This is a genomic window from Neorhizobium sp. PAMB6630, from assembly GCF_058242775.1.
In genome coordinates this window covers 1,418,290-1,430,860 of the sequence record NZ_JBZAYV010000002.1, presented here as the reverse complement: position 1 = coordinate 1,430,860, position 12,571 = coordinate 1,418,290, and the positions used below count along the sequence as shown (strand labels likewise).

At 62.6% G+C, this 12,571-nt stretch carries 14 protein-coding genes; 12 read left to right on the top strand and 2 right to left on the bottom strand.

Annotated features, from left to right (window positions below):
* Nucleotides 1–12 precede the first annotated feature (12 nt).
* A complete protein-coding gene (locus AC4CWF_RS25250; protein ID WP_491286597.1) occupies nucleotides 13–786 on the bottom strand; it encodes a LamB/YcsF family protein in 774 nt (257 codons plus the stop codon).
* A gap of 240 nt (nucleotides 787–1,026) precedes the next feature.
* Here AC4CWF_RS25250 and pxpB point away from each other — a divergent pair, with 240 nt between their 5' ends.
* The 8 genes from pxpB to AC4CWF_RS25210 are packed head-to-tail and all read left to right on the top strand — an operon-like array spanning nucleotide 1,027 to nucleotide 7,857.
* Nucleotides 1,027–1,770: a 5-oxoprolinase subunit PxpB gene (pxpB, locus tag AC4CWF_RS25245; RefSeq protein WP_491286595.1), complete on the top strand. Its 744-nt coding sequence runs from the start codon at nucleotides 1,027–1,029 to the stop codon at nucleotides 1,768–1,770.
* Entirely contained in the window at nucleotides 1,767–2,741 is a 975-nt protein-coding gene (locus AC4CWF_RS25240) for a 5-oxoprolinase subunit C family protein (RefSeq protein WP_491286593.1), read from the top strand. The genes pxpB and AC4CWF_RS25240 overlap by 4 nt, the downstream gene beginning before the upstream one ends.
* Nucleotides 2,734–3,378 carry a GntR family transcriptional regulator gene (locus AC4CWF_RS25235; RefSeq protein ID WP_491286591.1) on the top strand — a complete coding sequence of 215 codons (645 nt, stop codon included), beginning with the start codon at nucleotides 2,734–2,736 and terminating at the stop codon, nucleotides 3,376–3,378. Before AC4CWF_RS25240 ends, AC4CWF_RS25235 begins: the two co-directional genes overlap by 8 nt.
* Complete coding sequence (locus AC4CWF_RS25230) at nucleotides 3,375–4,322, top strand: NAD(P)-dependent oxidoreductase (RefSeq protein WP_491286590.1); 948 nt, start codon at nucleotides 3,375–3,377, stop codon at nucleotides 4,320–4,322. The genes AC4CWF_RS25235 and AC4CWF_RS25230 overlap by 4 nt, the downstream gene beginning before the upstream one ends.
* Nucleotides 4,319–5,572, top strand: a complete 1,254-nt coding sequence (locus AC4CWF_RS25225) for a hydantoinase/carbamoylase family amidase (protein ID WP_491286588.1) — start codon at nucleotides 4,319–4,321, stop codon at nucleotides 5,570–5,572. Before AC4CWF_RS25230 ends, AC4CWF_RS25225 begins: the two co-directional genes overlap by 4 nt.
* Entirely contained in the window at nucleotides 5,572–6,213 is a 642-nt protein-coding gene (locus AC4CWF_RS25220; protein WP_491287815.1) for a GntR family transcriptional regulator, read from the top strand. Before AC4CWF_RS25225 ends, AC4CWF_RS25220 begins: the two co-directional genes overlap by 1 nt.
* Before the next feature lie 10 nt (nucleotides 6,214–6,223).
* Nucleotides 6,224–7,408: a M24 family metallopeptidase gene (locus AC4CWF_RS25215; protein WP_491286587.1), complete on the top strand. Its 1,185-nt coding sequence runs from the start codon at nucleotides 6,224–6,226 to the stop codon at nucleotides 7,406–7,408.
* Nucleotides 7,409–7,443: 35 nt separating this feature from the next.
* Complete coding sequence (locus AC4CWF_RS25210) at nucleotides 7,444–7,857, top strand: VOC family protein (protein ID WP_491286585.1); 414 nt, start codon at nucleotides 7,444–7,446, stop codon at nucleotides 7,855–7,857.
* 86 nt (nucleotides 7,858–7,943) lie between these two features.
* Here the strand turns inward: AC4CWF_RS25210 and AC4CWF_RS25205 are convergent, their stop codons facing one another.
* A complete protein-coding gene (locus AC4CWF_RS25205; RefSeq protein WP_491286583.1) occupies nucleotides 7,944–9,122 on the bottom strand; it encodes a M24 family metallopeptidase in 1,179 nt (392 codons plus the stop codon).
* A gap of 362 nt (nucleotides 9,123–9,484) precedes the next feature.
* Between AC4CWF_RS25205 and AC4CWF_RS25200 the strand changes: the two genes are divergently transcribed.
* The 4 genes from AC4CWF_RS25200 (at nucleotide 9,485) to AC4CWF_RS25185 (ending at nucleotide 12,496) form a co-directional block, all read left to right on the top strand.
* Complete coding sequence (locus AC4CWF_RS25200; protein WP_491286582.1) at nucleotides 9,485–10,111, top strand: DUF1989 domain-containing protein; 627 nt, start codon at nucleotides 9,485–9,487, stop codon at nucleotides 10,109–10,111.
* Complete coding sequence (locus AC4CWF_RS25195) at nucleotides 10,108–10,917, top strand: amino acid ABC transporter ATP-binding protein (protein ID WP_491286580.1); 810 nt, start codon at nucleotides 10,108–10,110, stop codon at nucleotides 10,915–10,917. The genes AC4CWF_RS25200 and AC4CWF_RS25195 overlap by 4 nt, the downstream gene beginning before the upstream one ends.
* Nucleotides 10,914–11,573, top strand: coding sequence for an amino acid ABC transporter permease (locus tag AC4CWF_RS25190; protein ID WP_491286579.1), 660 nt, complete (start codon nucleotides 10,914–10,916; stop codon nucleotides 11,571–11,573). The genes AC4CWF_RS25195 and AC4CWF_RS25190 overlap by 4 nt, the downstream gene beginning before the upstream one ends.
* Nucleotides 11,574–11,707: 134 nt before the next feature.
* Nucleotides 11,708–12,496 carry a transporter substrate-binding domain-containing protein gene (locus AC4CWF_RS25185; protein ID WP_491286578.1) on the top strand — a complete coding sequence of 263 codons (789 nt, stop codon included), beginning with the start codon at nucleotides 11,708–11,710 and terminating at the stop codon, nucleotides 12,494–12,496.
* The last annotated feature ends 75 nt before the right edge of the window (nucleotides 12,497–12,571 follow it).

Sequence of the window (12,571 nt, the reverse complement as noted above, 5' to 3'; positions counted from 1 at the left end):
CGTTTCTCTCGTTCAAGTTTTCGGTCTTGTGAAGGGTGCGATCTCAACGCCCATTCCGGTGAGTTTGCCGCGCAGTGCCGCGGCCGTCGCGGCGGCGCCGGGCGTGTCGCCGTGGATGCAGACAGTTGCCGCCTCGACGGGCAGAAAACCGCCGCCGATCGTCGGGATGCGCTTGTCGCAGATCATCGACAGGACCTGATCGACGCTCTGCTGCAGGTCGTGAATGACAGAGCCCTCCAACTGGCGGGAGGCGAGCATGCCCTTTTCGTCATAGCGGCGATCGGCATAGACCTCGCAGGCGACGGCAAGACCGGCTGCCTGCGCGGCCTCCATGGTTTGCGAATAGGGGAGGGTGATGAAGACGAGCTGCGGGTCGACAGCCTGGATGGCGCGCACGCAGACCTCGGCAAGATCGGCATCCTCGGCGGCCATATTGCCTAGCGATCCATGCGTCTTCACATGCGTGATCGGCCAGCCAAGCGAATTCGCCATGCCCTGGATGGCGGCAATCTGGTAGATCAGCTGGGCCTCAATATCTTCCGGACGCTCGCCGGAGATGCGCCGGCGGCCGAAACCGTAGAGATCCATGAATGAGGGATGCGCACCGATGGACACGCCCTTTGCTTTGGCCGCCAGGATCGTGTCGCGCATGACGCTCGGGTCGCCCGCGTGGAAACCGCAGGCGATATTGGCTGTCGTGATGGTATCCATCATCGCCGCGTCGTCGCCGATCTTGTAGGCGCCGAAACTCTCGCCCATGTCGCAGTTGAGGTCGATGGTCGGCATGGTGCACTATCCTCAAATGTGTCTTTAAAGCTGTGCCGTGGCGGCAAAATCCCAACGAGTATGTTGACATACAGATGGTGTACTGAAATGACAAGCGGGTTGCGACGTTGCTGGACGGGATGACGTTCAGACGCAGGCTAGCCGATGACGGTTCGTTTGTCGGCAGGTCTTATCCGGGCGCGCAGAACGTTTTGGGCGCTGGCATTGGTAAGGGACGCCGTTGGGAATGGGAACGATGACATGACGGGGCACGATTGTGCGCCACGGCGCTTCCCTTTTATCGCTGCCTGCGGTGACAGCGCTCTCGTCATCGAACTTTCCGATGAGATCGACGAAGAGACCAATCGGCGTGTCGTCGCGCTCGCCGACAGTCTTGCGGCAGAGGCGATCGACGGGGTTGTCGAAACGGTGCCGACCTATCGGTCGCTGCTTGTCGTCTACGATCCGGCGGTGGTGCGTGGCAACCTGCTGGCACCATTGCTGCAGGCACGTCTGGCGGGAATTTCCTCGGCAAACGTTGCGCAGAGGCGGATTGTCGTGCCGGTGCTTTACGGCGGCGCGGTGGGCATGGACCTCAATGAACTTGCCGATATGAAGCACATGGGTGCCGATGCCCTGATTGCCCTGCATGCGGCGGCGGAATACCGGGTCTATATGATCGGGTTTGCCCCGGGCTTTGCCTATCTCGGCGGATTGCCCGACCGTCTGCACACGCCACGCCTTGCGGTTCCCCGCCAGCGGATCGAGGCCAGTGCCATCGGCATCGGTGGCAAGCAGGCCAGCATCAATTCCGTGCCCGGCCCGAGCGGGTGGCGCTTTATCGGCCGTACGCCCCTCAAGCTTTTCGATCCGGCGCGCGCGGATCCCTTTCTGCTGCGTGCCGGCGACCGGGTCCGCTTTCGCCCTATCGAGGCGGATGAGGCCGTTTCTCTGGATGCAGCCTCGTCGCGGGGCACACTTGCCGCAGAATGGGAAAGCCCATGAGCAGCATCCTCATCAGACAGGCGGGTCCGATGCTGACGGTTCAGGATCTAGGGCGTGTCGGGCTACAGCATCTCGGTGTGTCGGGCTCGGGACCCATGGATGGTCCCGCGATGCGGATGGCCAACCGCCTTGTCGATAATGGCGACGGGCAGGCGGTTCTCGAGTTCGCGCATGTGGGCGGGCATTTCGAGGTGGCCGAGCCCGTGCGGTTTGCGGTCACGGGCGGCACCGTCGAGATCACCGTCGATGACGAGCGCCGGCATAGCTGGGAAAGTTTTACGCTTCTGCCGGGCCAGGTGCTCAAGATCGGCGCCATGCGCGATGCCGTATGGGGCTATGTGGCGCTGTCCGGCGGTATCGAGACGCTTCCGGTTCTGGGTGCGCGCTCGACGCATTTGCGAACCGGCATCGGCGGGCTGGATGGGCGCCGGCTTGCGGCCGGCGATCGTCTGCCGCTTGGGATCACGCGTCCGGCACCGACGCTTGCGCTGACGCAGGCTTTTCGCCGTCCGCTCGGTCCGGTGCGTGTCGTCAAGGGGCCGCAGGCAGACCATTTCGATCCGTCCGCCTGGCGGCAATTCCTTGGAACAGGTTTTGTCGTTTCCGGCCAGCGCGACCGCATGGCGCAAATGCTCGAGGGGCCGATGGTGCGCGCCGTTGGGGGGCACGATATCGTGTCCGACGGAACGGTCAGCGGGTCCATCCAGGTGCCGGCATCCGGGCGCCCGATCGTGCTGATGGCCGAGCGGCAGACAACCGGCGGATATCCGAAGATTGCCACCGTGGCCTCGATCGATCTGCCGCGGCTTGCGCAGGCCATGACCGGTGCGCCGGTGCGCTTCAAGGTGATATCGCAGGACGAGGCGGAAACGCTGTGTATCTCCCAATCTCGGGCGCTGGCTGCCTCCCTGGTCGGACTTGAGAAGAAATCGGATATGGGCTGTCTTCAAGGAGATCCGGGCCATGAATAAACCGCTCGCCAAGCAGGCTTATGGCAGCATCATCGAGATGATCCTGGCCGGCACATTGAAGCCGGGCGATCTGCTGCAGGAGGGTAAGCTTGGCGACCAACTCGCCATGTCACGGACGCCCGTGCGCGAAGCGATCAAGCGCATCGAGGCAGAGGGGCTTGCCGTCCAAGAAGGACGCTTTCTCAAGGTTCGTACCCTGTCGGCCGCCGAAGTCGAGGAGATCTTCTTCCTCCGTCGCGTTCTGGAGCGTCAGTGCGCCCGCAATTCGGTGGCCATCGATCAGCGTATCCTCGACGGTCTGGAGCGTCGCGTGCTCGACCTGCAACGGGAAGGTCCCGGCGAAGAGGAGGCGCAGCGGCAGGTGGACGACGACTTTCATTTCGCGCTGGCGCGTGCAGCGGGCAGCCAGATGATGGTCCGCACCATCGGCGATCTGCGCCGCCGAACCTGCATGTTCGACCACAGTCAGGTTCCAGAACGTTTCGGCAAGAGTTGCGAGGAGCATCTCGACATTATCCATGCGCTGCGCAGCCGCGATGGCGAGCGTGCTGCGACGTTGATGGACGAACATATTGCCCATGCCCGCGACGCGATCCTTGGTCGTCTCAGCCTTTCGAACCAGGGACTAAAGCGATGAGATGCCTGATCGTGCAGCCGATCCATGCGGACGGACTGGCTCTCCTTAAAGCGGCCGGGATCGAGCCGGTATTTTGCCCGACACCGGATATGAAGACTGTCTCCCGGTGGATCGCCGGCTGCCATGCCGTCATCACCCGTGACGCCGGCCTGTCGGGAGAGGCCATTGAGGCTTCCGACGTCCTCAGGGCGATCGTCGTCCATGGCGCTGGTCACGACCCCGTCGACAAGGCGGCCGCAGCGCACAAGGGCGTGCTGGTCTGCAATACGCCCGGCGCCAATGCGCGCTCGGTGTCGGAGCTTGCGCTCGGACTTGCACTTGCCGCTGCACGGCTTATTACCGCCGCCGATCAGGCGGTCAGAAATGGCAAACGTGGTTTTCGCGAGGACCACGCATTCCAGGAGCTGTCCGGTAAGACGGCGCTTATAGTAGGCTGGGGTGCGACCGGCGCCGGGCTCGGGCAGATGCTTCACAGCGCCCTCGGCATGCGTGTGATCGTCTACTCACCGCGCAACCGGGATACAGGTTCGTTCGAGCGCATGTCTTCGCTGGCCGAGGGGCTGGCGATCGCCGATCTCGTTTCGCTTCATACGCCACTGCGGGACGAGACCCGTGGCATGTTCGATGCCGCAGCCTTTGCGTCAATGAAGAGAGGCGCCATCCTGGTCAATACGGCCAGGGCAGGGCTGGTGGACGAGGCAGCCCTTGCGCAGGCGCTGTCAGACGGCACCATCGCCGCTGCCGGCCTGGACGTCTATTCGCCAACGGCGCCGACGGGGGCGCTCGCGACCTGCAACCGAGTGATCTTCACGCCGCATCTGGGGGGCACAACCGAGGAGGCGCTGCAGCGGGTCGCCGTGGGGGCTGCCCGGCACGTCATCACGGCGCTCGAGGGAGGCCGCCCGTCGACCACAATCGAATTTCATCCGGAGGCCAGCCTATGAGCCAAATCGTCAAGGATACCGTCGAGCGGCTGCTGGACCGCATCAACGCGATTTCCGCGGGTGGTCCGGGCTTCACGCGCCCGTCCTACAGCCCGCTGGAAAGCCAGGCGCATCGTGTCATCGAGGACGAGGCGACCGCGCTTGGCCTGACCGTGACCCGCGATGCCGCGCTCAATCTCTTCGCTCGGTTGCCGGGCCGGGACCGGAGTGCTCCAGCCATCTACGTGGGATCGCATCTCGACACCGTTGCCATGGGCGGCGCCTATGACGGCCAGGCGGGCGTTGCCGGCGCAATGGCGCTTGCCGCAGCCTTTGTCGAAAGCGGCGAGCCGCCGCCGGTCGATCTCGTCGTCACCGTCACACGTGCGGAGGAAAGTGTCTGGTTCCCGGTGTCCTATGCGGGTTCGCGCGCAGCGCTTGGTCGCCTGACGGCGCAGGAACTGCAGGCGGTGCGCAGCGATACCGGCCGCACGCTGTATGATCATATCCTGTCGGAGGGTGGCCGGCCGGACGACATCCTGACGGATCTGCCGCTTCCACCGGGACGCTTCATCGAGCTTCATATCGAGCAGGGCACGGTGCTTCACGCAGCCCATGAACCCTACGGGATCGTCAGCGGCGTTCGCGGCGGTCTGCGCTACCGGCAGGCCCGGATCGAGGGCACCTGGGCCCATTCCGGCGGCCCGGCGCGGTCGGAGCGATCGGACGCCGTCTTTGCGCTTGCCGACCTGATCGTCGCCATGGATCGTCGTTGGGACGAGGCACTGCGGGCGGGTGACGACCTTGCCATCACTTTTGGCCGCGTCGATGCCGCAACGCCGGAACATGCCTTTGCGAAAGTGCCGGGACGGGTGGATTTCTGTGTCGATCTGCGCAGTGACGATGTGAACGTGCTCGACCGGATGGACGCGATGTTTCACGCCGAAGCCTCCGCCATCGAGACGGCCCGTGGTGTGCGCTTCGCGCTGGGGGAACAGTCACGCAGCCAGCCGACGAAGCTTTCGGCGGCGCTCGCAGACCAGATTCTTGAGGCAGCCCGCGCGCTCGGCCACAAACCCCGCCGCATGCTGTCTGGCGGCGGCCATGATGCGGCGGCCTTTGCGCAGGCGGGGTGGGACAGCGTGATGGTGTTTTTGCGGAACTGGAACGGCAGCCACAATCCTGAAGAGGCGATGGACCCCGCGGATCTGGTCGCGGCGGTCAAAGCATTGCAGAGAGCCCTCGTCGCCATGGGGAGCACGTCAAGATGATGAGCGACAAGGAAACCCTGGCCCAGCAGTTCTACCGGGATCTCAAACAGCGCATTCTCGAGGGGCGCTTCTCGCAAGACGAGATGCTGACGGAGCGTACGCTGGCCGTCGAGTTCGGCATTTCGCGAACACCGCTGCGCGCCGCGATCTCCCGCCTTGAGAAGGAAAACGTGATCTCGCGGCTTCCGAACGGCGCACTGATGGTTCGCCCGGTCACCGTCGAGCAACTGCTGGAGATCGTACAGATCCGCAGGCTGCTAGAGGGAGCGGCGGCGGCCAAGGCGGCAGCGATATCGGCGCTTACGCCGGAGCTTGCCCGCTCCCGCACCCGTATGCGCGCCTATGCGGAAGGCGGCGATACCGCCTTCGACAACTTCTGGCTGGACGACGACGCGTTTCACCTGGCCGTTGCCAAGGCTGCAGAACTGCCCTTGCTTGCCGCCATGCTGACGGAAATGCGCAGTGTCGCCCGCCGCTGCACGATTACCCGTACCCATGACCGCTTCGACCAACAGGCCCGCGAGCATATCGCCGTAGTCGACGCCATCGAGGCTGGGGATACAGCTGCCGCTCAGGCGGCAATGGAACTGCATTTCGACAGCGTCAGGGGACGTTTCCTCGGCTGGCTCGCCCGCGATTGAGAACCAGTTCATGACATTTGCCGCATTCCCCGAGGATCTCCAGCGCTTGCGTGGTTGCGAGGCAGCCTTCCCGGAGGCCGAATTCCTCGATCGCCAGAAACGGGCACAGGCCGCCTTGCAGGCAAGCGGACAGGAGGCGATCATCGTCTCTGGTCCCGAAACGATCTACTGGCTGACCGGTCGCCAGACGGCAGGTTACTTTGCCTTCCAGGCGCTCCTGCTTCCTGCGCAGGGAGAGCCGACCCTCATCGTCCGGCAGCTGGAGCTGTTCGGTGCGGTGGCCAATACCTGGCTCGACGATGTCGTCGCCTACCAGGACGGTGAAAATCCCGTCGATACCTTGCTAGCGGTTCTCAAAGCGAGGAACATCCGCAAGTCGGCGATGGAGCTTGGTGGCTGGTTTCTGTCGCCGCGCGTGGCAGCCGAAATTTCAGAGCGGCTGGATGTCGGCGAACTGTTTGACGGCTCGCATATACTGCCGCCATTGCGCATGCTGAAATCCGCCGCAGAACTCAAGGCCATTCGGGCGGCGGCGCGCTATGCGCAAGCCGGCATCCTTGCCGGGATCGACGCCTGCGCCTCTGGCACGGATGAGAATGCGATTGCCGCGGCGATGCTGTCGGCGGCAACGCAGGCCGGTTCAGAGGCTATGGCCATGGAGCCGCTGGTTTCATCCGGGCCGCGCAGTGGCCTGCCGCACATGACATGGCGCCGCCGAACCCTGCGCGAGGGCGATCCCGTCTTTCTCGAGCTTGCCGGCAGCCACGCCCGCTATCACGCCGCGCTGATGCGCACGGTCTGGCTCGGAGCGCCGCCCGTCGAAGCGCAACGGATGATGGATTGCTCGCTTCACGCGCTGGATGCTGCGCTCGCATCAATCCGGCCGGGCGTGCCCTGTTCCGTCCCGCACAATGCAGCGCAGGCCGTCATCGACGAGGCTGGCTATACCGCAGCCTTCCGCAAGCGGATCGGCTATTCCATGGGGGTCGCCTTTGCGCCGGACTGGGGCGAGGGGGCTATCCTTTCCCTGTTCTCCGATGTTTCCCGCCCGATCGAAGCGGGCATGGTATTTCACCTGCCGGCCACGCTGCGCAGCTATGGTCACTGGACTGTCGGCGCCTCCGAAACCGTGATCGTCACCGAGCAGGGTGCCGAACCACTGTCGAGCCTGCCGCGCGGCCTCACCCTTCGCTGATTTTCCACCTTCCCTTCACCAACGGAGCCTTGCGCATGCGTTCTCTCTTCCATCTCGCCTATCATGTCACCGACCTCGACGAGGCACGCCGTTTCTACGGCGACGTTCTCGGTTGCCAGGAGGGCCGTTCCACTGAAACCTGGGTGGACTTCGACTTCTTCAATCACCAGATCTCGCTTCATCTGGGCAAGCCGTTCGAGGTGACGCGCACCGGCAAAGTGGGCGACCATATGGTTATGATGCCGCATCTCGGCGTGGCGCTGGAACTGGCCGACTGGCTGGCACTGGCCGAACGCCTGAAGGAAAAGGGCGTGGCCTTCGACATTCCGCCTGTGGTGCGCTTCGAAGGCGAGCCGGGCGAGCAGCGCACGATGTTCTTCTTCGATCCGAGCGGCAACCCGATCGAGGTCAAGGGTTTCAAGGATTTCGACGGTCTGTTTGCCCGCTGAGCAGCACGTATTTACGAAGAAGCCGGTCAGATGGATGCGCTGCCCGGCTTCTCTAATGATCGGTTTTCTTGGCCGTCTGGCCGGTGTCAGAACATGCTTGGCGAACGGGTGAGCAGCTCGTTGCCCTGTTCGCCGATGATGAGGATATCTTCGTAGAAGGCTGCCCCGACGCCGTCGAGCGACAGGAACGCCTCGACGCCGAACACCATGTTCTGCTCGACGATGTCCTGCGGCGTCGACATCGACGTCGAGATGCGCGGCAGTTCGAAGCCGAGGCCGATGCCGTGGCCGTAGAATGGGAAATTCTTCATGATCGCGGAGATGGAGCCGCCGAAGGCTGCGGTCATGCGGTCGCCTTCGGCTGCCACATCCAGCAAGGCGACGCCCGGCCGCAGCATGTCGGACAGGCGGTGGACGATGCCGGCGGCGGCTTCGATCAGGCGGAGCTGATCCGCGTTCGCCGAGCCTCGGACTGCGGTGCGGCCAGGATCAAGATAATAGCCCTGATAGAGCGGCCCATGCAGCGTTCCTGTGACGATGTCGCCAACGGCAGGGGTATCGGCGCTATATCCGGTCAGGGGAAAGCGCTGGTCAAACCCGAGCGTTGCGCCGTGATTGGTGCCGATCATCTGGATACGCCCCCCGCGCCGGACCGTTTCGCGGGCAGCTTCGCCAGCCGCCTCGCGCTCCGACATGCCGCTGACGAGGCTCTCCATCAGTACGGTCATGCCTGCGGTCGCCGTTTCGCCTGCTGTGCGATAACAGTCGAGTTCCCGCGGGCTCTTGATGCGCCGCACGGAGCGAACGAGATCGTCTTGAGGGATCCATTCGATCTCGGGGGCGGTCGCCTCCAACTGGCGATAGTATTTCACCGGAATAAAATTGGTGCCAACCAGGGCAACGCGTCCCTTGATACCGCGGGCCACGAGGGCCTTGGAGACGCTTTCGAACGGATGGTTGCTACAGTGAACGTCATCGATCGACACGAGATCGCGCCGTACCTCCGGCTCGTCGATGTGCAGTTGCGGCGCGTGACCCTCCTGCAGGATGACGCCTGCAAACGAGCGTGCGGTCCAGATGGACGAGTCCATGCCGCTGCTGATCGCATAGTGGTTGGAGAGGTAGAGAACGTCGCCACAGTTGTCGGTGGTGCCGCCAGCGCGTGAAAACACCACGGCAGTCTCATAGCCGCGCGCCTTCATCTCACGATGCAGGAGATCCCAACGGTGCTCATACTCGTCGATCGGAAAATAACGAACCATCATTCGCTCCAGATGCCGCCGCTTACGTACGCGTCATAACGTCTACGCGCTGTTACAGGAAAAGACCATAAACCGGCCCTTGATTTCGGTACACCGACAGTATCCGTCGGTCAATCGGCGGTCCGCGCTGTTTCGGTGAGACTGTCTGCGATCCGCTGAGATCGGCAGCGGATGCCGAAAAAGCATGCGACCCAAGCCTAGTTTGTAATCAATGTGATTGCTTTATGTGCTCTAAATTGTTGAAATTGCTACTTGAACTCCAATGGTATACTGAATAAGGTCTGATGGACCCATAAGAGATCGGGTCTCATCGCCCGCCGATGTGCTTCGCACAGGGGCAGATCATACCGTGAAGACGAGTTGGAATGGATTTGGAAACACAGGTTGTACCCGCGAGTCAGGGACGTGCGTTTCGGATGCGGGCTGGGCAGTTCGTCCGCATCTCCAATACCTACGGGCATCAGGTCGTCGATGCCTGGGCGGTCGCCGAAAGCGATACGTTCGAGGTCTCGTCGATGGATCATAGCCGTTCGGTCAACAGCAACATCTTTTTCACAAAGGGCATGAGCATCCAGAGTTCGCGTCGGCGCTCGATGCTGACCATGGTGGCCGATAGTGCCGCGGTTCGCCACGATACCCTGCTCTGCCCCTGCAGCGCGGAACTCTATCAGCAGCTAGGTTGCACCGAGTATCACCGCAGCTGCACCGACAATTTCCACGAAGCGCTCGCGCAGGTGGATATCGACCACCCCTTCACGCCGGCCTCGCTCAACCTCTTCATGAACGTTCCGGTCGGGCCGGACGGAACCGTGGATCGCTTGCCGCCGGAAACATCCGCAGGCGACTGCGTGGTCCTGCGGGCAGACATGGATCTTGTGCTTGTGCTGTCGGCCTGTCCGCAGGACATCACGCTCATCAACGGTGCTGCCCGCACGCCGAAGGACGTTACCGTTTCCATCACGGACACCTTTTCCCCGCAGGAGGCCGCATGAGCGATCCGCTTCTGAAACTGAGGGAGATCCGCAAGAGCTTCGGTGACAACGAGGTGCTTAAGGGCGTCTCGCTCGAGGTGGCGGCAGGCGAGGTTGTCTCGATCATCGGCGCCAGCGGCTCCGGCAAGAGCACCTTTCTGCGCTCGATCAACGCGCTGGAAATGCCGCAGTCGGGGTTCATGGAATTCGAGGGACTGTCATTCGATTTTCGCCCGGAATCGCGTCTCTTCCCGACGCCGGCACAACTGCAGTCACTGCGTGCCCGCGTCGGCATGGTGTTCCAGAGCTATAATCTCTGGCCCCATATGACCGTGCTCGAAAACGTCACGCATGCGCCAATCCGGCTGCTGAAACTGCCGCGGGCGCAGGCCCAGGAGGAGGCGGAAGCGCTTCTTTCGCGGATCGGGCTCTATGAAAAGCGCCACAGCTACCCCGCGCGGCTTTCCGGCGGGCAGCAACAGCGCGTGGCGATTGCTCGGGCGCTGGCGATGAAGCCGCGACTGATGCTGTTCGACGAGGTCACCTCCGCGCTCGACCCCGAACTGGTGCATGAAGTGCTGGTGCTGATGGCCTCGCTTGCCGCCGACGGCATGACGATGCTTCTGGTGACCCATGAGGTCGCCTTCGCGCGGGATGTGTCGTCGCGCGTGCTGTTCTTCGACAAGGGCGTGATCGCCGAGGAGGGGTCTCCGGAGATTCTGCGGCGCCCCGAAAGTGAAAGGTTGCAGCAGTTCCTGCACCGCATCCTGCACGACAGGGTAGGTCATGCCCTGTCCAATACCAGCGGCGAAGGAGTGCAGGCGTGATTGTCAACGTCTTCGACGAGATCAAGATCTACGGCCCGGGATTTCTGGAAGCCTCCTGGACCGTGTTCGGCATTACCATCCTCACCATTGCCGTCAGCTGGGTCTGCGGTCTGGTGGCAGCGCTCGCACAGCGCTCCGACTGGAAGGGCGTGCGCATGGCCGCCGGTTTCTACATCTGGTTCATCCGCGGCACGCCGACGCTGATCCAGGTCTTCCTCATCTATTTCGGCCTGCCGCAGATCGGCATCCGGCCTTCCCCCTTTACGGCGGGGGTGATCGCGCTCGGCATCAACAGCGGCGCCTATGTCGCCGAGATCGTGCGCGGCGGCTTGACCGCGATCCAGCGCGGGCAGACGGAATCGGCGCTTGCTCTCGGCTTCAGCCCTGCCGAGACGATGCGCACCATCATCCTTCCGCAGGTCTTCCGCATCATCCTGCCCTCGATCACCAACGAAGCAATCTCGACGCTGAAAAACACCTCGCTTTTGTCCACCATTACGGTCGTGGAGCTGACCCTCTATGCACAGACACTGATCGCTTCGACCTTCCGGCCGTTTGAATTCTACATCGCGGTCGCCTTCATCTATCTCTTCCTGACGACCATCCTCACCTTCGTCGCGTCGTGGCTGGAACGCCGCTACGCCAACCTTGGATGATGCGGCCATGAGCTTGCTGACGCCGGATTCACTTGAAACTCTGCGCTTCCCGTCGATCCTCCCCGCCGGGTTGAAATGCACCGATTACCCAAATGCCGAACGACCAAATCCATTATAAAAAAGGGAACTGAAACATGAAAATGAAGTCTTTCATCCTTGCCGCTGCCGCCTTCGCGGGCCTTGCCATCACCTCGATCGCCCATGCGGCCGACCTTGAACTGCTGCAGCCCGGCAAGCTCATGGTCGCCACCGAAGGCACCTACGCTCCCTTCAGCATGCGTGCGCCCGACGGCAAGCTCGACGGCCTTGAAATCCGTGTGATGAAGGAAGTCGCCAAGCGGCTGAACCTCGAATACACGCCTGTCCTGATCAAGTGGGATTCCCTGCTCGTCGGCCTTCAGGCGGACCAGTATGATGTGATCAGCGCCGCCATGGACATCACCGAGGCACGCCAGAAGCAGGTCACCTTCTCCAACGGCTGGCTCGAATCCGGTGGTCGCGTCGTCACCGCCAAGGACAGCAAGATCACGAGCGCTGCCGACATAAAGGGCAAGGTCGTCGGCGCGCTCGTTGCTTCCAGCTGGACCAAGATCGCTGAGGAAAAGGGCGCAACGGTCAAGGGCTACAAGGCCGAGTCCGACGCTATGCAGGACCTGGTCAACGGCAATATCGATGCGGTGATTACCGATTCGATCGCGGCTGCCTATGCCATCACATCGGCCAAGATGCCCCTCAAGATGACCGATGATTACGTCAGCCACGTCCAGAAGGGATTTGCCTTCAAGATGGGCAAGCCAAACCTTGTCGATGCCGTCAACAAGGCGCTTGCAGACATGAACGCCGATGGCACCTATGCCAAATTGACAAGCGACCTGGTCGGCTTCAATCCGGCTCCGAAGGACCCTATCAAGACCATCAAGTAAACCCCGGGCATCCCGGAATGTTCGAGACATCATCCGCGCCGGCAACGATCATCACGATCGCTGCCGGCGCAATAC